The organism is Sinomonas flava (assembly GCF_039531875.1).
GTDB lineage: Bacteria > Actinomycetota > Actinomycetes > Actinomycetales > Micrococcaceae > Sinomonas > Sinomonas flava.
In genome coordinates this window covers 641,144-666,112 of the sequence record NZ_BAAAQW010000003.1, presented here as the reverse complement: position 1 = coordinate 666,112, position 24,969 = coordinate 641,144, and the positions used below count along the sequence as shown (strand labels likewise).

Sequence of the window (24,969 nt, the reverse complement as noted above, 5' to 3'; positions counted from 1 at the left end):
GGTTTCAGGTATGGATTTCGCCCTCAGCAGTTCGATGGTGCTCGGCGCGGCCGTGCTCCTGTGGCTGCTGTGGGTTGCCCCCTACCTCCTCAAGAGGCGCAGGCCGCCCCGCGCCGCCGCCGAGGCCGCCCTGCTGTCCGAGGCCGCGCCGGGGGGCCCTCGGGACGGGGGCGTGGCCGGCGCAGCTTCCTCCCTGGGCCTTGACCCCGCTGTCCGGTCGGCGGGGTCGGAGCGGCCCGCTAAGCTCCAGGACCACGATGCCGGGACTCCCGCCTCCGCCGCGGCGAGCAGGCCAGCTCCGCGCCCGTTCCGGATCCGGTGGGGACGGGTCGTCCTCGCCGGCATCGGCCTGGCGATGCTCCTGGCGTCGGTCGTCTGCCTGGGCCTCCTGGTCCTCGGCGTGCCGCTCTGGCTCCCGCTCGTGTTCGCTGCGGGCACGGCGGCCTCAGCGACCGTGCTGCGCTCCCTCGCCGTCCGCGACCGGCGCCGGCGCGTCGACGCCGCGTTCCGTGCCGCCATGAGGGAGCCCGGACCCGCACCGGCCCAGCGCCAGCGTCCGCCCGCTCCGAGCGAGGTGTTCGACGGGGGGGACACCCCCGCGCCCGCTGCGAAGGTCCTCACCCGGGAGGAGCTGCGCGCCGTCGCCCTCGAAGTGGCCCGTGCCTCGCAGGCGAGTGCGGACGCGGCGGCCAAGGCCAGCGGTGCCGACTCGGAGGAGACCTGGGAGCCTGTCGGCGTGCCCAAGCCGTCGTACCTGGACGCGGCCAAGGCGGAGCGTCCCGAGCCGGAGCCGCTCCCTGCCCAGGAGGATCCGAAGCCCGAGGGCCGTCCCGTCCTGAAGCCCAAGCCCGAGACCCCGGAGCCCGGCTCCGTGCCCGGCGTCCCGGCGCTTGCGCCCCGCCCCACCGGGCGGGCCGGCGCGCTGGGTAACCTCGACGACGTGCTGCGCCGACGCCGCGCCTGACTGTCCCGCTGCTGACCATCCCGCGCCCGAGCCGGGCTGAGTTCTGCACCCGGGCCGCGGGGCGGACTGGTTAGGGGCCGGGTGCGCGGGTAGCTTCGACACATGGCTCTCCTCCTCGTTGCCGGCGGAACCGGTGCCGCAGGGCATGCAGCGGCACGGGAGGCGCTCGCGCGCGGATGGCAGGTGAGGTCGCTCAGCAGGACTCGGCCTCCGCCGGCGAGGGCGCTCGACGGCGTCGAGTATGTGCGCGCGGACGCCGCCTCGGGTGCAGGCCTTGCGGCGGCCCTCGACGGCGTCGAGGTGGTCATTGACGCGCTCGAGGCGCGCCGCGGACGCGCGGTCAGGGACTATCCCCACACGGGCCGGAGGCTGCTCGACGGCGCAAGAGGATCAGGGGTGGACCGGGCCGTGTCGATCTCGATCATCGCCTGCGACCAGTTCCCCTTCCGCTACTACCGCTCCAAGGCAGCCAAGGAGCGTGTCTATGCCGAGCACCCGCTGCCCACGACCGTGGTGCGGTGCGGCCAGTTCCACGATCTCCTGGGCTCGGTGTTCGAGGCCGGTGACCGCTTCGGGTTCGTTCCCAGTCTCCGGCAGGCTCGGGTGCAGCCGATCGACCTCTCGGATGTGGCCCGGGCGCTCGTGGACGCCGCCGAGGCTCCGGCCGGCGGCTTCCTCCTGACCGCCGCATGCGGGCCCGAGGTGCGCTCACTGCGCTCCCTCGCCGAGGCCTGGTGCTCTGCGACAGGATCCACGTCGAGGATCCTCGAGCTGCCCGTTCCGGGCCGGATCGGCCGCTCCCTGGCCGAGGGCCGCAACCTCATGCCCGAGGCCGCGTTCGGGACCGTGACCTTCGAGCAGTGGCTTCGGCGGAGAGCCGTCGGGACCGCCAACTGGCCCGGTTGACGGGCCCCGTGCACGGCCTCGGGGTGGCGTCGCCCGATTTTGATTTTGGCCCCCTGCCCAGTAACGTAGTTCCCGCACCGAGGGGTCTTAGCTCAGTTGGTAGAGCGCTTCGTTCGCATCGAAGAGGTCAGGGGTTCAAATCCCCTAGGCTCCACATCTGTGATGTAGCGGGACATCCTTTACGGATGTGGCGAGACATCGTTGACACCCCCGGTCTTCGGACCGGGGGTGTTCTGTTTTTTGGGCTGGTAGCCCTTGGTGGGGTCGATGGTGAATTCGGCGAGGACCTCCCCGGTGCCGTGCTCGAGGGCGGTGACCTCGGCGTCGTGGACGAGCAGGATGATCCGCTTGTGCCTGTGGGCGCGGCCGATCCCGAGGTGTCTGAGGCGTCCGGCGTGGCGGAGGGTGGCCTTTCCGTCGGCGTCGACGCGGTCGGTGCGGACGCGGAAGTGTTCCCCCTGTGCGGTGATCGCGGGTCCGGCCTTGGGGGTCGCCTCGTAGGCCTGGGCCGGGGTCCGGCGGTTCAGGGCCCGGTGCGGGCGTTCGTGGTTGTAGATGTGGCGGAACTTCGCCAGCTGCTCGTTCAGGTCCGCGATCGTGTGGGCGTCGGGCTGGCCGCCGAGCCATTTCTTCAGGGTCTGGTGGAAGCGCTCGATTTTGCCCTGGGTCTGGGGGTGGCCGGGGGATCCGTTCTTCTGGGTGATGCCCAGTGAGGCGATGAGCGTCTCGAAGGCGTTCCTGCCGCCTTTCCCGCCGGAGAGGCGGGTGGTGTAGACCATGCCGTTGTCGGTCAGGGTCGAGGCCGGGAACCCGTATTCCTGTGCGGTGTCCAGGAAGGCCTCGACCACGGCCGGGCCGGTGACCCTTGGGTGGGCGGTGAGGTGGAGCAGGGCCCGGGAGTGGTCGTCGAGGAAGTCGATGACCTCCACGTCGCTGCCGTCGGCCAGGTGCCAGTGGGTGAAGTCGGACTGCCAGGTCTCGTTGGGCTGGGCAGCTTCGAAGCGGCGCAGCGAGGATTTCGGGCGCTTGCGCGGTTCGGGGGCGACGGTGCCTGCGGCGCGCAGGATGCGGTGGACCGTGGTGCTGGCAGGGACCGGGAGGCCTTCGCGGTCGAGGTGGGCGGCGATCGTCTCGGCGCCGGCGTCCAGCCCCTTCGTGGCGAGCTCGGACCGCAGGGCCAGGACGCGTTCGCGCACCTGGGCGGAGGTCGCCTGAGGGCTGGTGCGGGGGCGGCGGGAGCGGGCCTCGAGGCCGGCCTCGCCCTGCTCGGCGTACCGGGTGAGGAGCTCGTGGACCCACTGGCGGGTGACCCCGTAGCGGCGGGCGGCCTCGGCCTTGGACATGCCGCCCTCGCGGACCGCGAGGACGATGACCTTGTTCTTCGACATGGCCCATGCTCGACGAGCAGCGTGTCGCCGATGTCCCGCGACATGCCGTGGACCGTCAACGATGTCCCGCCACACCGGTCAACTGTCACCTGTAAACGATGTCCCGCCACATGCGTCAACGATGTCCTGACATCACACACCCTAGGCTCCACATCTGCCCGCAGAAGGCGCACCGAAAGGGCCTCAGCCTGTACGGCTGGGGCCCTTTCCGCTGTCCCTGTGCCTTCGCCGGGTTCGCTCCCGCGTCGCCGTTCAGCCCAGGAGGCCGAGCTCCCGGACGGCGTCGCGCTCGGCCTCGAGCTCGGCCACGGATGTGTCGATCCGCTCCCGCGAGAACGGCGGCACCTCGAGGCCCTGGACGATCTCCCACGCCCCACCGCTGCTGCGCACCGGGAACGAGCTGACGAGGCCTTCGGGAACGCCGTACGATCCGTCCGAGACGACCCCCGCCGACGTCCACCGGTCCGGCGTCCCGAGGACCCAATCTCGGACATGGTCGATGGCGGCGCTCGCCGCAGAGGCCGCCGACGATGACCCCCGCACCTCGATCACCTCGGCACCGCGCTTCGCGACCCGCGGGATGAAGTCGCCCTCGATCCACTCCTCATCGACGAGCGAGGGCACGGGCTGACCGCCGGCGGTGGCGTGGGTGAGGTCCGGGTACTGGCTCGCCGAGTGGTTCCCCCAGACAGTCACCCCCTCGATCTCCTCAGTGCGGCAGCCGAGCTTGATCGCGAGCTGGGCCAGGGCCCGGTTGTGGTCCAGCCTCGTCATCGCGGTGAAACGGTCGCTGGGGACGTCGGGCGCATGGGCCGCGGCGATGAGCGCGTTCGTGTTCGCCGGGTTGCCCACGACGAGGATGCGGACGGAGTCCGCCGCATGGTCGTTGATGGCGCGCCCCTGCGGGCCGAAGATGCCGCCGTTGGCGGCGAGGAGGTCTGCCCGTTCCATTCCCGCCGTGCGGGGCCGGGCACCGACCAGGAGCGCCACGTGGGCGCCGTCGAACGCCGCCGCTGCGCTGTCCGTGACATCGACGGAATCGAGCAGCGGGAACGCGCAGTCGGCGAGCTCGAGCGCCGTTCCCTCGGCCGCGCGCACGGCGGCCGGGATCTCCAGGAGCTTCAGCCGGATGCGGGTGTCGGGACCGAGCATTGCGCCGCTCGCAATCCGGAACAGCAGCGCGTAGCCGATCTGGCCGGCGGCGCCGGTGACGGTCACCGTCATGGCATGGGGTGGTGCGGCTGACTCGGGCATGGTCCTCCTCGCTCGCGGGCAGACGCGGCGCGGTGGGGCGCCGCACTGCCAGCCTAGCCGCCCCTGACGGCCCTCGGGAGGACGCCGACGGCGCTCACAGCCACTTCTTCCGCCTGAAGATGAGCCAGAGTACGAAGCCCGCCACCACCATGAGCCCGAGGGCCCACGGGTAGCCGACGGGCCACTCGAGCTCAGGCATGTTCTTGAAGTTCATCCCGTAGATGCCGGCCACGAGGCTCGGGGCGAAGAAGATCGCCGCCCACGAGGAGATCCTCTTGACCTGCTCGTTCTGTTCGGCGGCGGCCTCGTTCTGGCGGTTGGTGGTGAGCGTGCCGTCGAGCACGAGGGCGTTCTGGAGGATCTCGCGGAAGCCGTCGGCGCGGGAGATGAGCTGCTCGACGTGGTCGTGTACGTCCCGGAGCCTGCGTCGCAGCTCGACGTCCACCTCGTACTTGTCGAAGCCGCGCTCGAGCCCCTGCACGAGGGGGCGCAGGGGGTGGATCGCCCGCTGGAACTGGAGGACCTCGCGGGCAAGCTCGTAGATGCGCCGCGAGACCGTCGGATCGTTGGCGAAGAGCTGGTCCTCGATCTCGTCGATGTCGTTCTCGAGCCCCGCGACGACGGGCTTGTAGTCGTCGACCACCCGGTCCAGGAGCGCGTAGAGCACGGCCTCGGGCCCGCACCGCAGCAGGTCGGGCTCGGCCTCGAGCCGCTTGCGCACGAGCCCCACGCCCGCCGTCTCGGCGTGGCGGATCGTGACGACGTAGTTGGGGCCGGTGAAGACGTGCAGCTCGCCGAACTCGACCGTCTCCGTCTCGTCGACGTACCGCGCCGGCCTCAGGACCGTGAAGAGCATCTCGTCGTAGCGCTCCATCTTGGGCCGCTGATGCGCGTGGATCGCGTCCTCGACCGCGAGGTCGTGGAGGTTGAACTCGTGGGCGACCTGCGCCATCTCCTCCTGGGACGGCCGGTACAGCCCGATCCACGCCATGCTCCCGCCAATGGCCTCGAGCGTCTCGAAGGTCTGCTCGAGGTTCTCCGGGTGGGCCGCCCGCCGACCGTCGACGTAGACGGCGTTGTCGATGATCGTCACTGGGCCATTATGTCCTCGGGCCTACTCCGGCAGCGGCCCGCGACCCGGGATCTGCTCGAAGACGAGCGTGGTCTCGGTGTGTCCCACCACGGGATCGGTCGTGAGGTTGTCGAGGACCCAGTCACGCAGTTCCTCCGTGCTGCCCACCGCGATGTGCAGGAGGTAGTCCACCGCGCCGGAGGTGTGGAAGGTCGCGAGGACGCCCGGCAGGTGCGGCACGCGGGACGTGAAGGAGTCGATTTGGTCGCGGTCGTGGGCCCGGAGCCGCACGGAGATGAGCGCCTGCACGCTGCGGCCCACGGCGGCCAGGTCCACCTTGGCCTCGAAGCCCGTGATGATGCCGCGCTCGGACAGGGCCCGGGTGCGCATCAGCGCGGTCGACGGCGCGATCCCCACCCGCTCGGCGAGCTGCTTGTTCGTGATGCGCGCGTCCTCGACCAGTGCCGCCAGGATCCGCCGGTCCACCTCGTCGAGCGGTTCGCCGCCCGGCGCATGGGCCGATGCGGTCTGGGGTCGGGAAGTGCTCGGAGTCGTCAAGGGGTCTCCTCCTGAAGGGGCGCGACCCCCATGATATGCGAGCGGGGTCACGCCCTCCGTCCCGGCAGGTCAGCGCTCGGAGTGGTGCACAACCCAGGACGCGGCCGCCGTCGTGAGCGCGATCGCCGCGACCGAGAGCGCGAGCGCGCCCCAGCCCCAGACGTGGAACACGAGGCCGCCCGCCCAGCCCAGCACGCTCGAGCCGCCGTAGTAGCCCAGGTTGTACAGCGAGGCAGCCTGCGCCCTGCCCGAGGCGGCGATCGCCCCGGTCCACCCCGACGCGATGCCGTGCGCGGCGAAGAAGCCCGCCGTGAAGACCAGGAGCCCGGCCAAGACCACGGGCAGCCAGTCGGCGAGCATGACGACGGCGCCCGCCGCCATCGCGGCCGTGCTCGCGACCACCACGGTCCGCCGCCCGAAGCGCAGGCTCAGCCGGGCCGCGTACCCGGAGCTGAACGTGCCGGAGAGGTAGGCGAGGAAGGCGAGGCTCGCAAGGCTCGCGGGGAGCCAGAACGGCCCGGCCTCGAGGCGGAACCCGAGGTAGTTGTACACGGCCACGAACGACCCCATGAGCAGGAACGCCTGGGTGTAGAGCATGACGAGGCGGCCGCTGCGGAGCTGGGCGCCCAGCCTCCGGGCGACCGCGCCGGCGGCGCCCCGCAGTCCGCCCGGAGCCCGCGGCGCGGGGGAGAAGCCGCGGGACTTCGGCGCGAGGGCGACGAAGGCGACGGCGGCCCCGGCGCCGAGCACCGAGACGGCCAGCACCGCGAGGCGCCAGCCGAGGACATCGGCGAGCGGGCCGGCGACGAGGCGTCCCGCGAGCCCGCCCACGGTCGTGCCGGCGATGTACGTTCCGGCGGCCATCGCAGCGTGGCCGCGGCTCACCTCCTCGCTCAGGTACGCGACGGCGATCGCGGGCACCGAGCCCAGGGCGGCGCCCTCGAGGAACCGCAGCGTCAGGAGCGCCTCGAAGGTCGGGGCGAGCGGGCCGGCAAGGCCCATCACCGTCGCCGCCAGGATCCCCGCGCGCATGGCCGCGACGCGTCCGATCCGGTCCGCGACGAACGACCACGGGAGCACGGCGACCGCGAGGCCGATCGTGGCGAGCGAGACCGTGAGGGCCGCCCGCGCCGGGTCCACGGCGAGGTCGGCGGAGAGCCGGGGGAGGAGGGCCTGGGTCGAGTACAGCTGCGCGAAGGTCGCGACTCCGGCGCAGGCGAGGGCGGCGATGAGCCGGCGGTAGCCCGGGCTTCCCTTGGGGTGGCCGTCCCAGCGGGCTGCTGCCGGTGCGGTGCGGGGCGCTGAACTCATGCACTCCAGCCTAGGAACGGCCGGATGCATGCGTCCAATACACTGATTGCAGCAACGTATATCAGCCGTGCATGGTTATTGCGCACGGTCCAAACGGAGAGAGGCTGCCGTGGAGCCCGTTCGCCGGCCCGCGCCCCTCCATGGGGAGCTCGCCCGCCTCCTGCCGCTGCTGCCGGTCCTCGACGCCGTCGGGCAGACGCGCCATGTCACCGCAGCCGCTGAGCTGCTCGGCGTGCCCCAGCCGACGGTGAGCCGGGCGCTCGCGCGCGCGGCCGCCGTCGTGGGCGTGGAGCTGGTGCGGAAGGACGGCCGAGGCATCCGGCTGACGCCGGCCGCCGAGCAGCTCCTCCCCGCGGTCCGCACGGCCCTCCAGGAGGTGCAGCACGGACTCGACGCCCTCCACGAACGGCAGCTGCAGGCCCGCGGCGTCGTGCGGCTGAGCTTCCAGATGACGTTCGGAGAGTCCGCGGTGCCGGTGTTCGTCAGCGGATTCCGGGCGCGGCATCCGGATGTGCGCTTCGAGCTCGTCCAGGGCTCGCGGCAGCACTGCCTCGACGCGCTGGCCGAGGGGCGCGTGGACCTCTCGATCGTCTCACCCCGGCCGGAGCCGACGCGGGACATCGACAGCGCGACCCTCCACGTGCAGCCCGTCCGGCTCGCCGTCCCCGCGGGACACCGGCTCGCCGAGCGGCGCTCGGTCAGGATGGCCGAGGTCGCCGGGGAGCCGTTCGTGGCGCTCGAACGCGGCTTCGGCATGCGCAGCATCCTCGACCGCCTCGGACGCGAGGCCGGCTTCAAGCCCGACATCGCCTTCTCCGGACAGGACTCGCGCACGCTCCTCGGGCTCGTGTCCGCCGGCCTCGGCGTGGCCCTCGTGCCGCCGTCGAGCGCGGGTCACGGCGCCGTCTACGGGTCGACGCGCCACGGGAGCGGGCTCGGCTGGGCCGAGCTCGCGCTCGAGGACACGGGCGCCTTCCGCGAGATCGGCCTCGTGTGGCCCCGGGTCGTGGGGGAGCCGCCGCAGGTCCGAATGTTCCGCGAGCATGTCCTCGCGCTCGAGGCCGGCCTGCTCGCCGACGCCTTCGGCCGATAGCGCGGCGGGGTTCAGTGGCCGAAGGACTCCGGGTCCGCGGCCTCGGGTCCCGTGCCGTCGAGCGCATTGAACGCCGCGATCTCCTCGGCCGTGAGGTCGAACCCGAACACGTCCAGGTTCTGGGCCAGCCGCTCGGGGTGGGAGGACTTCGGGATTGCCACGAGGCCCTGCTGGGTGTGCCAGCGCAGGACCGCTTGGCCTGGCGTCACGCCGTGGGCCTCGGCGGCCGCGACGACCGCAGGCTCAGCGAGCAGGTCGTTGCCCCTGCCGATCGGCGTGTAGGACTCGGTGACCGTGCCGTGGCCGATGTTGAAGGCTCGCATGTCGTGCTTGACCCAGTAGGGGCTGATCTGGAGCTGGTCGACGTCGGGTGCCACGCCGGTGGCGTCGATGAGCCGCGCGGAATGGGCTGGGAAGAAGTTGGAGACGCCGATCGAGCGGACCTTCCCCTCGGCCCGCAGCTTGAGCAGGCCCTCCCAAGCCGCTAGGTACGTGTCCTGGGAGGGGTTCGGCCAGTGGATGAGGAACAGGTCGAGGTACTCGACCCCGAGCCGGCGCACGGCGTTCTCCCAGGCGGTGTGCACACCGTCGACGCTGTGCCACTCGCGGTTGAACTTGGTCGTGATGAAGACGTCCCCGCGCGCCAGCCCGGAGCGGCGCAGCCCCTCGCCCACGCCGGCCTCATTGCCGTAGTTCTCGGCAGTGTCGATGTGCCGGTATCCGAGGTCGAGCGCCTTGGCGACGACGTCCGCCGCCTGGGCGTCGTCAAGGGGCCAGGTGCCGAGGCCGATCTGCGGGATGGAGTGACCGGAGGCCAGCTGGACGAGCGGGGCAGTAGTCATGTGCCCAGCCTAGGACGGCATCCGGCTGGAGGGGACCTGCAGCGGCCCGAATGTCAGACCGCGAACCGTGCCACGACGTCGGCGGCGGTCTCCTCGCGTGCCCCGCGCCAGCCCGCGCCAGCCCACAGGTTCGTCCGCTCCGGACTGCCCGCGGCGACCGACGCCGCACGCAGTGGCCCGGTGAGGTGGTGGATGACCGGGTACGCCTCGGGAGCGTCCGGGAACCTGCGCATGAAGCCGTTCTCGAGCCCGCGCGCCCACTTGCCGGAGAACGCGCGCGTCGGAGCGGTCCGCTCGAACCGCGGGTCTGCCAGCGCGGCGCGGAGCACCGGATTCGTGCCGGCCTCCGGCGTGCGCAGGAAGGCCGTCCCGAGCTGGACGGCGGACGCGCCCGCGGCGCGGGCGGCAGCGGCGTCGTCGTGCGTGCCGATGCCGCCTGCGGCGACCAGGGGGAGTACGACGGCGGCGCGCACCGCCGCGACGAGCTCGGGCAGGGTGCCGGAGAACGGGGGCAGGTCCAGGAATGCCCCCGAGTGGCCGCCGGCGTCCGGGTGCTGGACGACGAGCGCGTCGACTCCCAGCTCCGCGGCCACGGTCGCCTCCTCGGGGGACGTCACGGTCTGGAGCACGAACGCCCCGGCCTTCCTCAGGGCAGCGACCACGTCCAGCCGGGGCGTGCCGAACGTGAACGACACCGCGGCGGGGACCCGCCCGAGGAGGAGCTCGAGCTTGGCCGGGTACGCGTCGTCGTCCTCCCACCGCGGCTCGGGCACCTCGGCGCCCACGGCCGCCGCCTCGGGGAGCAGCCGCTCGCGGTACGCGAGCACGGCGTCGCGGTCGATCTGCGCGGCGCCCGGAACGAAGAGGTTCACGCCGAAGGGCAGGGAGGGGTCCATGGCGTCCAGCTCCGCGGCGAGGGCGGCGGGGGACTTGTAGCCGCCGCCGAGGAAGCCGAGGCCTCCCGCGCGCCCGACGGCGGCAGCGAGCTCGGGGCGGCTCGGCCCACCGGCCATGGGCGCCGCCACGACGCCGGATCCGAACAGGTCCTCAGGCAGGATCGCACTCATGGCCACCACCCTAGGCCTCGGGGGCCTCAGCCCGCGCGGGGACGGTGCGGCGGGCACGTCAGTACGCTAGGCGGGTGAGCACCCAGAATGCCCCAGCCGGCCTCATGGTCGGGCTCGACATCGGCGGTACCAAGACGCGCGGCATCGCGGTGGTCGACGGCGAGGTCGTGGCCGATCGCGAGGTCGGCAGCGCCAACGTCCAGAACGTGAGCCGGGAAACGGCGGCCGCGAACCTCGCGGAGCTGTTTGCGGCGCTCGACGCCGCCGACGCCGCCCGCGTCTTCGCCGGCTCCGGAGGCATCGACACCGATGCGGACGCGGAAGCCCTCGCCGCGCTCATCCGCCCCCACGCACCCCGCGCCCGCGTCACGGTCGTCCACGACTCGCGCCTCCTGCTCGCCGCCGGCCGGACGCGCAGCGGGGTCGCGGTCATCGCCGGGACGGGATCGGCCGCGTGGGGCACCAATGACGACGGCGACGAGGCCCGCGCGGGCGGGTGGGGGTACCTGCTCGGCGACGAGGGGAGCGGCTACTGGCTGGCCCGGGAAGCGGTGCGGTACTCGCTGCACCGGATGAACCTCGGCTTCGCCCCGGACGAGCTCACACGGGCCCTCCTCGAAGGCACGGGGCTGTCCGAGGCGAGCCAGCTCATTGCCCACTTCCACGATCCGGAGACGGGCCGGCGCTACTGGGCCCAGCGCTCGCGGGTCGTCACCGAGGCCGCGGACGCCGGCCATGCCGGCGCGAGGTTCCTCGTGGACCAGGCCGCCCATGACCTCGCCCGCATGGCCGCCCAGGTGGCCCGCCAGCTCGGCATCAGCGGTCCCGTGATCCTGGGCAGCGGCCTCGGCATGCACGTGCGCCGGCTCCAGGACGGGTTCCGTGCCGCCCTGGCACAGGAGGGCATCGAGGACGTGAGGATCCTGGACCGCGACCCGATCTTCGGCACCATCGAGCTCGCAGCCCGCTCCCACCCGGCGTGAGCCGCCGCTGATAGGCTCGCACCAGCGCGCTCCAGGAGCGGGGCGCGGTGCATTGACCGGAGCATGACCCGAACGCGTTCCACACAATCGAGGTGCACGTGCCAGAGCCCATGATCGAGTTCCGCGAGGTGTCCAAGCGGTACGGCGACCGGACCGCCGTCGACCGCCTGAACCTGAGCGTGGACCGGGGCGGGATCACCGTGTTCGTGGGGCCGTCCGGGTGCGGCAAGACGACCTCGCTGCGCATGGTCAACCGCATGGTGACTCCCACCGAGGGAACTGTCCTCCTGGACGGGCGCGACGTCGGGGACGGGCCGGCGCCGGCGCTGCGGCGCTCGCTCGGGTACGTCATGCAGTCCGCCGGGCTCCTTCCCCACCGGACCGTCGCAGACAACATCGCCACCGTCCCGCGCCTCAACGGGGTGTCCCGCCAGGAGTCACGGGCCCGGGCGCTCGAGCTGCTCGAACTCGTGGGCCTTCCGGCGGACGCCGCCTCCCGCTGGCCCGCCCAGCTCTCCGGCGGCCAGCAGCAGCGAGTCGGCGTCGCGCGGGCGCTCGCCGCGGACCCGCCCGTGCTCCTCATGGACGAGCCGTTCAGCGCCGTCGACCCGCTCGTGCGCCACGACCTCCAGCGCGAGCTCCTCGGGCTGCAGCGCGAACTCGGGAAGACCATCCTGTTCGTGACCCATGACATCGACGAGGCGGTCATGCTCGGCGACCGGATCGCCGTCTTCGCCCAGGGCGGCCGGCTCGCCCAGTACGCCACGCCCGAGGCGCTCCTGCGGGAGCCTGCCGACGACTTCGTGGCCTCGTTCATCGGCCGTGACCGCGGGTTCCGGCACCTCGGCTTCTTCCCCGACGCCGGGCTCGAGACCGAGCGCGGCGAGTCGGTCACCGCCGCGCGTCTCGAGGCCGCGCGGCCTGCCGAGTGGGCTGTCGTGACGGACGACGGCGGGCATCCGCTCGGGTGGGCCGACCCGGCCCGGCCGGGGGTGCTCGTGACGGGCGGCTCGCTGCACAGGGAAGGGGACAGCCTGCGCACAGCGCTCGACGCCGCGCTGTCCTCGCCCTCCGGGCGGGGCGTGGTGGTCGACGCCGCCGGCAGGCTCGTGGGGACGGTGGCCCCGGAGGCAGTGCTCGCGGCCGCCCGCGCAGCCTCCCCGGCCCTCGCCGGCGAGAGTCCGGGGGAGGCCTGATGGAGTGGGCGTTCGCCAACGCCGACCGGATCCTGTCCCTGGCGGGGCAGCATCTCCTGCTCGCGGTGGTGCCGCTCGTGGCCGGCCTCGTCGTCGCCCTCCCGCTCGCGCGGTTCGTGGCGGTGCGGAGGCGGGGACGCGCCGTCGTGCTCGCCGCGAGCTCGGTGCTGTACACCGTCCCGTCGCTTGCACTGTTCATCATCCTGCCGGTCGTCCTCGGGACCCGGATCCTGGACCCCCTCAACGTGATCGTCGCCCTCACCGTCTACGCCGTGGCCCTCCTGGTGCGCGCGGCCCTCGACGCCCTGGACTCCGTGGCCGGGCAGTTCAGCGACGTCGCCGTCGCGCTCGGGCACACCGCCCTCAGCCGGTACCTCCGCGTCGACCTGCCCCTGTCGCTGCCGGTGCTCGTCGCGGGACTGCGCGCCGTGTCGGTGAGCAACGTCTCGCTCGTGTCCGTGGCCGCGCTCGTGGGGATGCCGAATCTCGGCATCCTGTTCACGGAGGGCCTCCAGCGGGACTTCCCCGAGGAGATCGCCGTGGGACTGATCGCCATCCTTGCCCTCGCGCTTGCGCTCGACCTCGTGCTGGTCCTCGTCGGGCGTCTCCTCGCACCGTGGGACCGGGCAGCGGCGGTGCGCGGATGAGCCTGCTCGAGGCCACGTGGGCCTGGCTCGCGGACCCCTCCCACTGGGCGGGCGACACGGGGATCCCGGCGCGGGTGGGGGAGCATCTCCTCTACACCCTCCTGGCCGTCGGCATCGCGGCTGCCATCGCCCTTCCGGCCGGGGCCTGGGTGGGGCACACAGGCAGGGGGCGGGTCGCGGTGGTCGCCGGGGCCGGCGCGCTCCGCGCCATCCCGTCCCTGGGCCTGCTCGTGCTCTTCGTGCTGCTCGCGGGGGCCGGGCTCATGCCGCCCATCTGGGCCCTGGTCGTCCTCGCCGTGCCACCGCTCCTGGCCGGAGCCTCGGCGGGCATCGCCGCGGTCGACCGTGCCGTCGTGGACGCCGCCCGCGCCCAGGGCATGCGGGAGGACCAGATCCTCTTCGGGGTCGAACTCCCGCTCGCCCTGCCGGTCATCTTCGGCGGCCTGCGCGCCGCCGTCCTCCAAGTCGTCGCGACCGCCACGATCGTCGCCTACATCAACCTCGGCGGACTCGGCCGGTACATCTTCGACGGGCTCGCCCTCTCCGACTACCCCCGCATGCTCGCCGGATCCGCGCTCGTCTCCGTGCTCGCGGTCGCCGTCGACCTCGCCCTCGGGGCGCTCCACCGCGCCCTGTCCGCCCGGCACCGCCCGGGCGAACCCCTCCCGCGCGGCGCCAGCCCGGCGTCGCGCGCCACACTCGCAGCAGCCGCGCCTCCCGTGGCCGCCGAAGAGGAAGGAACACGATGATGAAGTCTCCCACCCGCCGCAACGCCCTCACGGCGCTCGCGGCGAGCGCCGCGCTGGCGATCACGCTCTCCGCCTGCGGCGCCTCCTCCAACCCGCTGTCGACCCAGTCCGGCGGTGCGAGCGGCGGGTCCGGCAAGGCCCTCGTGATCGGGTCGGCCGACTTCACCGAGAGCCAGATCCTCGCCGAGGTCTACGCCGGCGCCCTCAACGCCGCCGGCGTCCAGGCCACGACCAAGCCGAACATCGGCGCCCGCGAGGTCTACTTCAAGGCGGTCCAGGACGGCTCGGTCGACGTCGTGCCGGACTACACGGGCAACCTCCTCCTCTACGTGGACAAGAGCGCGACCCAGATCACCGCGGAGGACATCGCCAAGGCGCTCCCCGGCAAGCTGCCCGAAGGCCTCGCGGTCCTCAACGCCGCCAAGGCCGAGGACAAGGACGCGATGGTCGTCACCCGCGCCACGGCCGCCAAGTACCAGCTCAAGAGCATCGAGGACATGGCCAAGGTCTGCTCGGAGCTCACGCTCGGCGCCCCCGCGACGTTCGCCGAGCGCGCCTACGGCCTGCCGGGGCTCAAGGACAAGTACAGCTGCGTGCCGAAGAAGCTCGAGCCGTTCAGCGACGGCGGCGGCCCGCTGACCGTCAGGGCACTCCTGTCCGACCAGGTCCAGGTCGCAGACATCTACACGACCACACCCGCAATCGCGGACAACGACCTCGTGGTGCTCGACGATCCTAAGAACAACTTCATCGCGCAGCAGGTGGTGCCGCTCGTCAGGAACGCCTCGATGTCCGACGCCGCGAAGAAGGCCCTCAACGCCGTCTCCGAGAAGCTCACGACGCAGGACCTCATGAACCTCAACCGCGCCGTGGGCGGAGCCCAGAAGCAGAGCCCCGCCGACGCCGCGAAGGCGTGGCTGAAGGACAAGGGCCTCGCCTCCTGACCCGCGGATCTGCAGGGCAGCAGGGTGTGAGCAGCGTCGCAGGGCGCGGCTCGCACCCTGTGGCATATTTGGACAATGGCCCAGTTCTTGCAGTCGACCAAGCTCCACAACGTGCTCTACGACATCAGGGGGCCGATCCTGGAGGCTGCCCAGCAGATGGAGGCAGAGGGCCACAGGATCCTCAAGCTGAACATCGGAAACCCGGCGCCGTTCGGCTTCGAGGCCCCGGACGCGATCCTCGTCGACATGATCCGCCACCTGCCGCATGCTCAGGGCTACAGCGATTCCCGCGGCATCTTCTCGGCACGCACGGCGGTCTCGCAGTACTACCAGACCCGGGGAATCCAGAACATCCACGTCGACGACATCTACCTCGGCAACGGGGTGTCGGAGCTGATCACGATGTCCCTCATGGCCCTCCTCGAGCAGGGCGACGAGATCCTCGTGCCGACCCCGGACTACCCCCTGTGGACGGCGTCGGTCTCCCTCGCCGGGGGGCGCGCGGTCCACTACCTCTGCGACGAGGAGCAGGACTGGGAGCCCGACCTCGAGGACCTCGAAGCGAAGATCAGCCCCCGCACCAAGGGCATCGTCGTGATCAACCCGAACAACCCGACCGGTGCCCTGTACTCGGACGCGACGCTGCGCCGCATCGTCGAGCTCGCCGAGAAGCACGGGCTCATCATCTTCGCGGACGAGATCTACGAGAAGATCCTCTACGACGGCGCAACCCACACGAACCTGGCGGCCTTCACCGGCGAGGACGTGCTGTGCCTGACCTTCTCGGGCCTGTCCAAGGCGTACCGCGTGTGCGGCTACCGGGCAGGATGGATGGCGATCTCGGGCCCCAAGAAGGACGCCGCGGACTACCTCGAGGGCATCAACCTGCTCGCGAACATGCGCCTGTGCGCGAACGTCCCCGCGCAGCACGCCATCCAGACCGCGCTCGGCGGCTACCAGAGCATCAACGACCTCATCCTCCCGGGAGGCCGCCTGCTCGAGCAGCGCAACAAGGCGTACGAGATGCTCAACGCCATCCCCGGCGTCTCCACGAAGCAGGCCAAAGGCGCCCTCTACCTGTTCCCGCGGCTCGACCCGGAGGTGTATCCGATCCGGGACGACGAGAAGTTCGTCCTCGACCTCCTGCGCGAGCAGAAGATCCTCGTCTCCCACGGCCGCGCGTTCAACTGGACCGCGCCGGACCACTTCCGCATGGTGACGCTACCGGCCGTGGCGGACATCGAAGAGGCCATCACCCGTATGGCAGACTTCCTCGGCAGGTACAAGGGCAACTGAGGAAGGCCGCGCGGTGCGGGGAAGGACGGCGTGATGGGATCCAAGGGCTTCGCCAAGGATGTCGGCGATCTGCTCCGTGTCGGCAGGAACTTCCATCTGGGCGACGTCGACCCGGCCGCCACCCCCGGCTTCTCAGGCGACAAGGCCGAGGGCAAGGTCCACCTCGCCCGGCGGGACATCGTGCTGGCGGAGTACCAGGAGCGGCTGTACGCCGCTGGACGCGACGGCGATGCCCCGTCGGTCCTGCTGATCCTCCAGGCCATGGACACCGCGGGCAAGGGCGGGATCGTCAGCCACGTCGTGGGCGGCGTGGACGTCCAGGGAGTCCATCTCAAGGCCTTTAAGGCGCCCACCGACGAGGAGAAGCAGCACGACTTCCTCTGGAGGGTCGAGCGCGAGCTGCCGGGACCCGGGATGCTAGGCGTCTTCGACCGCTCGCACTACGAGGACGTCCTCATCCATCGGGTCCACGGGTGGGCAGACGCAGCCACGATCCATCGACGGTACCGGGAGATCCGCGACTTCGAGCAGGCCGTCGCCGCGCGCGGGACGACCATCGTGAAGGTCATGCTGCACATCTCCAAGGAGGAGCAGAAGCGACGGCTCCTCGCCCGGCTCGAGGACCCGGTCAAGCGCTGGAAGTACAACCCCGGCGACGTCGACGAACGCCAGCACTGGGATGCCTACATGGACGCGTACCAGAAGGCGATCGACATGACCTCCACGCCGTGGGCTCCCTGGCACGTCGTCCCGGCCGACCGGAAGTGGTACGCGCGCATCGCCGTCCTCGAGCTCCTCATTGACGCGTTCAAGAGCATCACCCCGGACTGGCCGGAGCCCTCGTACAGCCTGGAGCGGGAGAGGGCACGCGTCCTCGCCAGCTGAGCCCGCCCTCGGGGACGTAGTGCCCTGTCCGCGGGGTCCGTGACGCCGCAGACTGTCGCCATGACGGACAGCAGCGCGGCAGGAGGTTCCACGCGGACGAGGGGTCCCGGGCGTGTTCTCGCGGTGGTCCTCTCGCTCATCGGAGTGCTCGTCGTGGCCTCGGTGGCCCTCATCCTCTCCCGGGGAGCACCGCAGCCGATCGACCGGTCCACGCCCGCCGGGGTCGTGCAGAAGTATGCACAGGCCTACCTCGCCGGCGACACGGCAACGGCCCTGTCCACGCTCTCGGACGATGCCCGGAAGCAGTGCGCCTCCTATCCCGGCAGCTATCAGCAGAGCCCCCAGTACCTGGAGAACGTGCGCGTGGAACTGCGCTCGACCACGGAACGCGAATCGACGGCCACCGTACGGGTGGCGCTCGTCCAGACAGCGGAGGGAGGACCGTTCGGCCCCTCCGACTACTCGACGCCCGGCGACTTCCAGCTCGTCAAGACGAACGGCCAGTGGGAAATCGTGTCGGCACCGCCGATGATCGCAGCCTGCCCGCCGTTCATCAAGAGCGTCGCGCCATGAGCTCCGCCCTTCCTGCCGTCCGGCGGCTCATCCTCTACGTGCTCCTCTTCGCCCTCGTCGTGATCGCCGCGAGCGGACTCAGCGGCCTGGTCACCCGGACCCTCCCGTCGGGGCAGGTCCTCGCCGGGGAGGCCACAGCGGGACTCGCGCAATCTCTCGCCTTCACCGTGATCGGTGTGCCGCTCGCGGCGCTGCTGTGGTGGTTCGTCTGGAGGCGCCTCGCGGACCCCGAGGAGCGGCGCTCAACCGCGTGGGACCTGTACGTCGCAGGCCTCTACAGCGTCGCGCTGGTCGTCGCATCGACCCAGCTGCTCGCACTCCTGGCGGGGCTCGTCGAGGGGCGGACCGAGGGCTGGAACGGCTTCCTGGCCACGGCTGTGGTGTGGGCGGGGGTGCTGGCGTGGCACCGGTGGATGTGGCGGAGCACGGTGAAGGGCCCCCTCCTGCTCGCGGACGTGCCCGCCGTCGTCGGCGCGGGCTACGGCCTCGCGCTCGGTGCGGCCATGGCCGGAACCGCGCTCACACGGCTCATCAGGGCAGCAGTCCAGTCCCTCTCGGGCGACCAAATGGCGGTGCTCGCCACACAGGGCGAGAGCAGGACGTGGTGGGGCGGGGTCCTGGCAGCGGCGGTCTGGGCCGCGGGCGGGGCCTTGGTGTGGCTCTGGCACTGGATCGTCGAGGGCGGGCGCAGGCTCCGTACAGGCTTCAGCGACGTGGTCCTCGTCCTCGTCGGCATCTTCGCGGCGGGCGTCGCGGCCCTGGGTGGTGCTGGAACGGTGCTCTTCGTCGTCCTTCGCCTCCTGTTCGACCGTGACGAGGCGGCCGCCCCGGTGCTGTCCCTGCTGGATCCGCTGCCGGCGGCGCTGGCAGCCGGGACCATCGGCTGGCTCGTCTGGGCCTACCACCGCCCGCTCGTGGCCGCCCGCTCGATCGCCGCCCAGCAGGCCGCCCGGCTCGTCACCGCCGGCATTGCCCTCGTGGGTGCCGCGTCGGGCGTCGGCGTGATCATCAACGCCCTCCTCTCCCTGGTGAGGGCACCGCTGGCCGGCACCGGCGCCCGTACGCTCCTGCTGGGAGGAATCGCGTCACTGGCCGTGGGCGGGCTGGTCTGGTGGTTCGTCTGGAAGCCCACCCACGTGCTCTCCGAACCGCTGGCGGGCCAGCCGCCCGGACGGCGCATCTACCTCGTGGTCGTCTTCGGCGTGAGCGCCGTCGCTGCCCTCGTCACCTTGCTGGTGATCGGCTTCCAGGTCTTCCGGTCATGGCTCGCCGGGGGCGGCGGACTGGCCCTGATCGCCGACATCAGGGTTCCGCTCGGCATCCTGGTCGCCACCGCGCTCGCGGCGAGCTACCACTACGCGGTGTGGCGGCACGACCGCGCAGAGCTCCCCGCCCACGCCGCGAGGCCCTCGATCGGCAAGGCCATCCTGGTCACCGCGCTGGACCCCGAGCCGTTCTCGCGCGCCATCACCGAGGCGACCGGGGCGACCGTCACCATCTGGCGGAGCGTCGACGGGCTCCCCAGCAAACAGGCGCCGCCCCCTGCGCAGCGCGAGGCGCCGAGCACCGAGGCGGTGGCCAAGGCCCTCGAAGGGATCCGCTCCCGCAGGGCGCTCGTCCTCGTGGGTCCTGGGGACCGGGTGGAGGCCCTGCCGCTGGAGGGATAGGTGCCTTTCGCCGAGCGCGAGGCCGCCGCGCACGGCGCGTGTGGCCACCGTGCAGGACGGCCGGTCAGCCTTCCTCCTGCGGGCGGCGTGCGGCATCGAGGCGGCGTCGCGCCCCCTCGAGCCATTCCTCACAGCGGTTGGCGAGCGCCTCGCCGCGTTCCCACAGCGCCAACGACTCCTCGAGGCTCACTCCGCCGGCCTCGAGCCGGGACACGACGGCGACGAGCTGCTCGCGGGCCTCCTCGTAGGACAGGCTGTCGAGCCCCTCCGCTGCGCGGGCCGAGCCCGCCGGCGACGCGCCGTTCTGCTGTGGTCCGGATGCTTCAGCCATCGCGGGGGTCCTCCTTGGGGGTGGTCGGTGACGGGGTGGCGTTCGAGCGCGGGGCATGGGGGACTGCCGTGGGCTGTGTTCCCTCGGAGCGCGCCGCGAGTTCGCCCCGGGCAAGCCGGAGCCGCAGGGCGGTGCCGGCGGGCGCCTCGTCCGGATCGAAGACCACTGCTCCGGGGTGCGCCTCGGTTCCCGCCACGCCGGCGGCGAGCTGCACGACGGCGTACCCGCGGTCGAGCGTCTGCTGCGGGGAGAGGGCGCGCATCTGGGCACGAAGGTGCGCCACGCCGTCGGACGCGCGTGCGACGGCGGTACTCACCGCTGCGAGCGAGCGGCCGCGGAGGCGCTGGAGCTCGTCGTGCCGGCCCTCGACCATGGTGTCCGGGCACGAGAGCACCGGGCGGCTGCGGATCGAGGCGAGCCGGTCGGACTCCCGCTCCACCAGGAGCCTGACCTGCCGCTCGAAGCGCTCTCTGCATTGCCGCACCCGAGCGAGCTCTTCGGTCACGTCCGGCACGATGCGCTTGGCCGCGTCCGTCGGCGTCGAGGCGCGCAGGTCGGCGACGTCGTCCAGGATCGGCCGGTCGGCTTCGTGCCCGATCGCGCTGACAACCGGGGTCACCGCCTCGGCGACGGCCCGCACGAGCGATTCGTTGCTGAAGGGGAGGAGGTCCTCAAGGGAGCCGCCGCCGCGGGCGATCACGATGACGTCCACCTCAGCCAGAGCGTCGAGTTCGCGGAGCGCGCCGAGGACCTCCGACACGGCGCTCGCACCCTGGACCGCGACCTCGCGGATCTCGAACTGGACGGCCGGCCAGCGCAGCGCGGCATTTCGCAGCACGTCCTTCTTTGCGTCAGAGTCCCGGCCCGTGATGAGTCCGATGCGGTGCGGGAGCATCGGGAGGGGCCTCTTGCGGTGGTCGGCGAAGAGCCCCTCCGACCCGAGGGCCTGCCGCAGCCGCTCGATGCGCGCCAGCAGGTCTCCGAGGCCCACCGGGCGCATGTCGCGCACGGCCATGGTGAGCCGGCCCGTCTTGAGCCACATTTCGGGCTTGACCAGGGCCACCACGCGGGAGCCGCGCTCGATCGGTTCGCGGAGCCTCGCCATCACCGTCCCCCATGCGGACGCGGGGAGCGAGATCTCCGCGTCGACGTCACGGAGCGTCAGGTACGCCGTCTGACCCCTGCGGTTCAGCTCGATCACCTGGCCCTCGATCCACACCTGCGGCGAACGCTCGATGTGCTCCTTGAGCTTGCGGGAGAGCACGTGCAGGGGCCACGGGTTCTCCGGCGTCGTGTCCGCGGCCCGCGCGGGCAGCGTCGAGAGGTCCGGTTCTTCCATCCCTGCCACCATAGCCAACCAGTATCACGCGGCGCCGACAGTCCTCGCATGCGGAACCCGTTCGGCCGCCGCCGATAGGATGGGCGCGTTGCCGACCCCGGGAAGTCCATGCGTACCGTGCTCTCTGCCCTCTCCGTGCTGCTCGCCGTCGTCCTCACCGCGGCTGCCGTGCCGTCGCTCTGGATCGAGCGGAACGTCGTGGACGAGGACGGCTTCGTGCGGCTCCTGGCCCCGTTGAGCCGCGACGCTGACTTCCAGGCAGCGCTGGGCAAGTCGCTGACGACGACCGCGGTCTCGGCCTCGGGCGTGCCCGCTCCGCTGAGGCCCGCGGCCACCGAGCTCGCCGAGAAGACCCTCGAGGGCCTGACATCCGACCCAGCCTTCCCTGCCGCGTGGGAGTCGACCCTCCGGGAGAGCCACAGGCTGAACTTCAGTCCCGCCACCGCGTCGACGTCCGCCTTCACCCTCGAGCTCCGCCCCCTGGCCGACGTCGTCCTGGACCGCCTCGGCGCCGGCCTCGGTGTCGGCTTCTCGGATGCACCCAGCATCACGGTGCCCGTCGGGAATGCCCAGCAGCGCGCAGCGCTCACCTTCGCCCAGGACGCGGCGGCCCTGGCGCTGCCGCTTTCGGCCGGCGCCGTGCTCGCGCTCCTGCTCGGCCTGCTCTTCGCGCGTCGGCGCGGGACCGCCCTCGCCTGGGCCGGCGGCGGGCTCGTCGTGGTAGCAGCCCTCCTCGGCGCCGGAACGTTCCTCATGGCCTCAGTGGCCAGCTCGCAGGGCTCCCAGGGAAGCGTGGCCGGCGTGTTCGCCCAGCGCGCAGGGCAGCTCCTGGCGGACGCGTTCGGGCCCTGGATCCTCGGCGTTGCTGGCGCCGGCGCGGTCTTCCTCATCGTGGGTCTGGTGCTGGCAGCACGTCAGCGGAGGCTCCCGGCGCCGCAGTAGCCGGACCGGCGCCGGTAGCATAGTGGCATGACCTCAACCCCCGTTGCCCTTTCTATGCCCACGGTCCCGCGGCGCCGCCGCTCGCCCGAGGACGTGGCTGCCGTGGCTCGGGTCGAGGGTGAGAAGAAGGTCCTGCTCGCCGCCCCCCGTGGCTACTGCGCCGGGGTCGACCGCGCCGTCATCGCGGTCGAGAAGGCGTTGGAGCATTACGGCGCCCCCGTGTACGTGCGCAAGCAGATCGTCCACAACCGGCACGTCGTCGAGACGCTCGAGGAGCGCGGGGCCGTCTTCGTCGAGGAGACCGACGAGGTGCCGGAAGGCGCACTGGTCGTCTTCTCGGCCCACGGAGTGAGCCCGGCCGTGGTCCAGTCCGCCGCGGACCGCGGCCTCCGCACCATCGATGCAACGTGCCCGCTCGTGACAAAGGTGCACCGCGAGGCCGTCCGGTTCGCGAAGGGCGACTACGAGATCCTGCTCATCGGCCATGTGGGCCACGAGGAGGTCGAGGGGACATACGGCGAGGCCCCGGACCACACCCAGATCGTCAACTCTCCGGAGGAAGCCGACACCATCCAGGTCCGCGACCCCGACAAGCTCATCTGGCTCTCCCAGACCACGTTGTCCGTCGACGAGACGATGGAGACCGTCCGGAGGCTCCGGGAGCGTTTCCCGAACCTGCAGGATCCGCCCAGCGACGACATCTGCTACGCGACGTCCAACCGGCAGGCGGCCATCAAGAAGATCGCGCCGCAGGCCGATCTGGTGATCGTCGTGGGGTCCGCGAACTCCTCGAACTCCGTGCGTCTCGTCGAGGTTGCGCTCGAGTACGGTGCCAAGGCCGCGTACCGTGTGGACTTCGCGAACGAGGTGGACGAGTCATGGTTCGAGGGCGTCGCGACTGTCGGCGTAACGTCGGGCGCGTCGGTGCCCGAGGTCCTCGTCCAGGACGTCCTCCGGCTCGCGGCCGACTACGGCTATGGCACCGTCGAGGAGGTCGTGACCGCCGAAGAGGACATCCTCTTCTCCCTGCCCAAGGAGCTTCGCACCACGCTCAAGGAAGCCGGCGACTCGAGCCGGGGCCTTGGCGGCAGGGGCCAGCGCCCCCAGAGTTAAGGCCTACCCGACGCCGAGGTCACCCCGTGTGGCGCCGAGGTCGCCCCGTGTGGCGCCGAGGTCGCCCCGTGTGGCGCCGAGGTCGCCCAGTGTGGCGCCGAGGTCACCCCGTGTGGCGTCGAGGTCGCCGGGTGTGGCGCCGAGGATCCGTAGGGGGTGTGGCCCGTGGTGGGGTCACCCTTAGGGGCGTCCCCCTGCCGGGAAGTGCCGTTCTGCGCGAGAAGTGCCCGAAACGGGCACTTCTCGCGCAGAACGGCACTTCTCAACGCCAGATGGCTTCTCAACGCGTGATTGTTGGGGCCGAAGCCCTTCTCGCCGCCGCGGCACCTGGCCTCGGTACGGGCACCTGGCCTCGGCGTTGCCGGCCCGAGGTGGCGGTCTCCGGCATCTGGCCAGGCAAGGCTGCCGCACCGCAGGGCCGCGTCGAGCGGTCTCCGCCCGTCCCCGCTCGCGCGCCGGGCAGCGTCTAGCGGGCAGCGTCGGTCTACCCCGCGGGATCCTGGCGCCGATCAGGCCGATCAGGCCGAGTGCCGGTGGCCGGCCCCGTGCTGGCCGTCGCGCGCATCTCGGGAGTCGTCGCCCAGATCGACCGAGCCACCTCCCAGCGTCCCGGGTAGTGGCGCGATCCCGTTGTCCCGCCACATCTGCTCGTCCAGGAGCTCACTCGCACTGAGCACGCGGGGCGTCGTCTCGACCGGGGGCAGCTCCGGAAGCGTCTCGCGGGCACTGAGGTCCAGGGCGCTGATGCGCCGGGCCGTGGGCAGCACACGCGACTCCAGCGCCCCGATGAACGCGTTGTACCGCTCGACGGACCCCTTGAGCGATGCGCCGAGCCGCGCGACATGGCCGCCCATCGTGCTCAGCCGCCCGTACAGCTGCTGGGACAGGTCGAACAGCTCGCGGGCGTTCTCCGTGAGGAGCTCCTGCCGCCACCCGAACGCCACGCCCTTGAGCAGGGCCATGAGCGTGGCCGGAGAGGCCAGCGCGACGTTCCGGGTGAACGCGTAGTCGAGGAGGCCCGCGTCGGCGCGCAGTGCCTCTGCGAGGAATGACTCGGCCGGCAGGAAGCACACGACAAGCTCAGGGCTCGCGCCGACCGCTTCCCAGTACTTCTTGCTCCCCAGCACGTCCACGTGCGCGCGCAGGGCCTTGGCGTGCTCCGCGAGGTGCTTCTCGCGTGCCGCGATCCCCGCCGGGCTCGCGTCCTGTGCGTGCTCCTGCGCCCGCAGGTACGCACCCAGCGGGACCTTGGCATCGACGACGATCTGCTTGCCGCCCGGCAGCGACACGACGAGGTCGGGACGGACAGCACCCGCCTCCCCGGACGTCGCGACCTGCTCCGCGAAGTCCACGCGGTCGAGCATCCCTGCGGCCTCGACGACACGACGCAGCTGGACCTCGCCCCACGTGCCGCGAGAGGCGTTGTTGGCCAGCGCCGCGGTGAGCGCATGGGCCGACTTCAGGATTGCCGCATCGGAGTCCCGCGCCTCCTGCAGCTGCTGCGCGAGCTGACCGAACTGCTCGACGCGGTCACGCTCGAGCAGGGCCACGGCGCGCTGGACGGCGCCGAGCTTCTCGGCCACCGGGGCCAGCGCGTGGAGCACCGTGTTCTCCTGCTCGTCCAGCGACGTCAGGGCGGCGTTCTGGCGCGCGAGCAGGTCGCGTTCGGCGCTCGCGGCGGCGAGCTGGGCCTCCACCGACGAGAGGCGGGACTGCAGCGCGGGGAGGTCCCCGCCGTCGTGCGCTGCGCGCCTCCGCGCCCACACCGCGCCAGCCACCCACCCCACGAGGAGAGCGAGCAGCGCCACAAGAACCACCACGAGAGTCTGCGTTCCGTCCATGCGCCCAC

24 protein-coding genes and 1 tRNA gene are annotated in these 24,969 nt (G+C 71.9%); 15 read left to right on the top strand and 10 right to left on the bottom strand.

Going from position 1 to position 24,969, the window contains the following annotated elements; all coding sequences use genetic code 11:
* The first annotated feature begins 10 nt into the window (after window positions 1-10).
* From ABD298_RS05750 to ABD298_RS05740, 3 genes are all read left to right on the top strand, one after another.
* Window positions 11-964: a hypothetical protein gene (locus ABD298_RS05750; RefSeq protein ID WP_344298688.1), complete on the top strand. Its 954-nt coding sequence runs from the start codon at window positions 11-13 to the stop codon at window positions 962-964.
* Window positions 965-1,066: 102 nt separating this feature from the next.
* Window positions 1,067-1,870, top strand: a complete 804-nt coding sequence (locus ABD298_RS05745) for an SDR family oxidoreductase (RefSeq protein WP_344298687.1) — start codon at window positions 1,067-1,069, stop codon at window positions 1,868-1,870.
* An 81-nt stretch (window positions 1,871-1,951) separates the two neighbouring features.
* Window positions 1,952-2,024: transfer RNA gene (locus ABD298_RS05740), tRNA-Ala, on the top strand.
* Window positions 2,025-2,049: 25 nt separating this feature from the next.
* On the opposite strand, the gene ABD298_RS05735 is transcribed toward ABD298_RS05740, so the two are convergent.
* The 5 genes from ABD298_RS05735 to ABD298_RS05715 all read right to left on the bottom strand — a co-directional run bounded on the left by ABD298_RS05735 (window position 2,050) and on the right by ABD298_RS05715 (window position 7,453).
* Window positions 2,050-3,258 (bottom strand): IS481 family transposase, encoded by a 1,209-nt coding sequence (locus tag ABD298_RS05735; RefSeq protein WP_344298686.1) that lies wholly within the window; start codon window positions 3,256-3,258, stop codon window positions 2,050-2,052.
* Between the two features lie 252 nt (window positions 3,259-3,510).
* On the bottom strand, window positions 3,511-4,512 hold the full coding sequence (locus tag ABD298_RS05730) for a malate dehydrogenase (RefSeq protein WP_344298685.1): 1,002 nt from the start codon (window positions 4,510-4,512) through the stop codon (window positions 3,511-3,513).
* A gap of 94 nt (window positions 4,513-4,606) precedes the next feature.
* Window positions 4,607-5,605: a magnesium/cobalt transporter CorA gene (gene corA / locus ABD298_RS05725; protein WP_344298684.1), complete on the bottom strand. Its 999-nt coding sequence runs from the start codon at window positions 5,603-5,605 to the stop codon at window positions 4,607-4,609.
* Window positions 5,606-5,626: 21 nt separating this feature from the next.
* On the bottom strand, window positions 5,627-6,142 hold the full coding sequence (locus ABD298_RS05720) for an Lrp/AsnC family transcriptional regulator (protein WP_344298683.1): 516 nt from the start codon (window positions 6,140-6,142) through the stop codon (window positions 5,627-5,629).
* Between the two features lie 69 nt (window positions 6,143-6,211).
* Window positions 6,212-7,453 carry an MFS transporter gene (locus ABD298_RS05715; RefSeq protein ID WP_344298682.1) on the bottom strand — a complete coding sequence of 414 codons (1,242 nt, stop codon included), beginning with the start codon at window positions 7,451-7,453 and terminating at the stop codon, window positions 6,212-6,214.
* 109 nt (window positions 7,454-7,562) lie between these two features.
* Here ABD298_RS05715 and ABD298_RS05710 point away from each other — a divergent pair, with 109 nt between their 5' ends.
* Window positions 7,563-8,546, top strand: coding sequence for a LysR substrate-binding domain-containing protein (locus ABD298_RS05710; protein ID WP_344298681.1), 984 nt, complete (start codon window positions 7,563-7,565; stop codon window positions 8,544-8,546).
* Window positions 8,547-8,557: 11 nt separating this feature from the next.
* Here the strand turns inward: ABD298_RS05710 and ABD298_RS05705 are convergent, their stop codons facing one another.
* Complete coding sequence (locus tag ABD298_RS05705) at window positions 8,558-9,388, bottom strand: aldo/keto reductase (RefSeq protein WP_344298680.1); 831 nt, start codon at window positions 9,386-9,388, stop codon at window positions 8,558-8,560.
* A gap of 53 nt (window positions 9,389-9,441) precedes the next feature.
* Window positions 9,442-10,455 (bottom strand): nitronate monooxygenase, encoded by a 1,014-nt coding sequence (locus tag ABD298_RS05700; protein ID WP_344298679.1) that lies wholly within the window; start codon window positions 10,453-10,455, stop codon window positions 9,442-9,444.
* A gap of 104 nt (window positions 10,456-10,559) precedes the next feature.
* Between ABD298_RS05700 and ABD298_RS05695 the strand changes: the two genes are divergently transcribed.
* The 9 genes from ABD298_RS05695 to ABD298_RS05655 all read left to right on the top strand — a co-directional run bounded on the left by ABD298_RS05695 (window position 10,560) and on the right by ABD298_RS05655 (window position 19,395).
* On the top strand, window positions 10,560-11,438 hold the full coding sequence (locus ABD298_RS05695) for an N-acetylglucosamine kinase (protein ID WP_344299056.1): 879 nt from the start codon (window positions 10,560-10,562) through the stop codon (window positions 11,436-11,438).
* A 98-nt stretch (window positions 11,439-11,536) separates the two neighbouring features.
* Window positions 11,537-12,634 carry an ABC transporter ATP-binding protein gene (locus tag ABD298_RS05690; RefSeq protein ID WP_208709626.1) on the top strand — a complete coding sequence of 366 codons (1,098 nt, stop codon included), beginning with the start codon at window positions 11,537-11,539 and terminating at the stop codon, window positions 12,632-12,634.
* Complete coding sequence (locus ABD298_RS05685; RefSeq protein WP_344298678.1) at window positions 12,634-13,281, top strand: ABC transporter permease; 648 nt, start codon at window positions 12,634-12,636, stop codon at window positions 13,279-13,281. The genes ABD298_RS05690 and ABD298_RS05685 overlap by 1 nt, the downstream gene beginning before the upstream one ends.
* Entirely contained in the window at window positions 13,278-14,030 is a 753-nt protein-coding gene (locus ABD298_RS05680) for an ABC transporter permease (RefSeq protein ID WP_344299055.1), read from the top strand. Before ABD298_RS05685 ends, ABD298_RS05680 begins: the two co-directional genes overlap by 4 nt.
* Window positions 14,030-14,974, top strand: a complete 945-nt coding sequence (locus tag ABD298_RS05675; RefSeq protein ID WP_344298677.1) for an ABC transporter substrate-binding protein — start codon at window positions 14,030-14,032, stop codon at window positions 14,972-14,974. Before ABD298_RS05680 ends, ABD298_RS05675 begins: the two co-directional genes overlap by 1 nt.
* Before the next feature lie 75 nt (window positions 14,975-15,049).
* On the top strand, window positions 15,050-16,270 hold the full coding sequence (locus tag ABD298_RS05670) for a pyridoxal phosphate-dependent aminotransferase (RefSeq protein WP_208709619.1): 1,221 nt from the start codon (window positions 15,050-15,052) through the stop codon (window positions 16,268-16,270).
* 30 nt (window positions 16,271-16,300) lie between these two features.
* Entirely contained in the window at window positions 16,301-17,155 is an 855-nt protein-coding gene (locus ABD298_RS05665) for a PPK2 family polyphosphate kinase (RefSeq protein WP_425564326.1), read from the top strand.
* A gap of 60 nt (window positions 17,156-17,215) precedes the next feature.
* Window positions 17,216-17,728, top strand: coding sequence for an LpqB family beta-propeller domain-containing protein (locus ABD298_RS05660; RefSeq protein WP_344298675.1), 513 nt, complete (start codon window positions 17,216-17,218; stop codon window positions 17,726-17,728).
* On the top strand, window positions 17,725-19,395 hold the full coding sequence (locus ABD298_RS05655; protein WP_344298674.1) for a DUF5671 domain-containing protein: 1,671 nt from the start codon (window positions 17,725-17,727) through the stop codon (window positions 19,393-19,395). The genes ABD298_RS05660 and ABD298_RS05655 overlap by 4 nt, the downstream gene beginning before the upstream one ends.
* Window positions 19,396-19,459: 64 nt before the next feature.
* Here the strand turns inward: ABD298_RS05655 and ABD298_RS05650 are convergent, their stop codons facing one another.
* Both ABD298_RS05650 and xseA read right to left on the bottom strand, forming a co-directional pair.
* Window positions 19,460-19,726 carry an exodeoxyribonuclease VII small subunit gene (locus ABD298_RS05650; RefSeq protein ID WP_344298673.1) on the bottom strand — a complete coding sequence of 89 codons (267 nt, stop codon included), beginning with the start codon at window positions 19,724-19,726 and terminating at the stop codon, window positions 19,460-19,462.
* Window positions 19,719-21,065: an exodeoxyribonuclease VII large subunit gene (xseA, locus tag ABD298_RS05645; protein ID WP_344298672.1), complete on the bottom strand. Its 1,347-nt coding sequence runs from the start codon at window positions 21,063-21,065 to the stop codon at window positions 19,719-19,721. Before xseA ends, ABD298_RS05650 begins: the two co-directional genes overlap by 8 nt.
* A 108-nt stretch (window positions 21,066-21,173) precedes the next feature.
* On the opposite strand from xseA, the gene ABD298_RS05640 reads away from it, so the two are divergent.
* Both ABD298_RS05640 and ABD298_RS05635 read left to right on the top strand, forming a co-directional pair.
* A complete protein-coding gene (locus ABD298_RS05640; RefSeq protein WP_344298671.1) occupies window positions 21,174-22,007 on the top strand; it encodes a hypothetical protein in 834 nt (277 codons plus the stop codon).
* A gap of 27 nt (window positions 22,008-22,034) precedes the next feature.
* Window positions 22,035-23,120: a 4-hydroxy-3-methylbut-2-enyl diphosphate reductase gene (locus tag ABD298_RS05635; protein WP_344298670.1), complete on the top strand. Its 1,086-nt coding sequence runs from the start codon at window positions 22,035-22,037 to the stop codon at window positions 23,118-23,120.
* 518 nt (window positions 23,121-23,638) lie between these two features.
* On the opposite strand, the gene ABD298_RS05630 is transcribed toward ABD298_RS05635, so the two are convergent.
* A complete protein-coding gene (locus ABD298_RS05630) occupies window positions 23,639-24,961 on the bottom strand; it encodes a DNA recombination protein RmuC (protein WP_344298668.1) in 1,323 nt (440 codons plus the stop codon).
* Window positions 24,962-24,969: the final 8 nt, after the last annotated feature.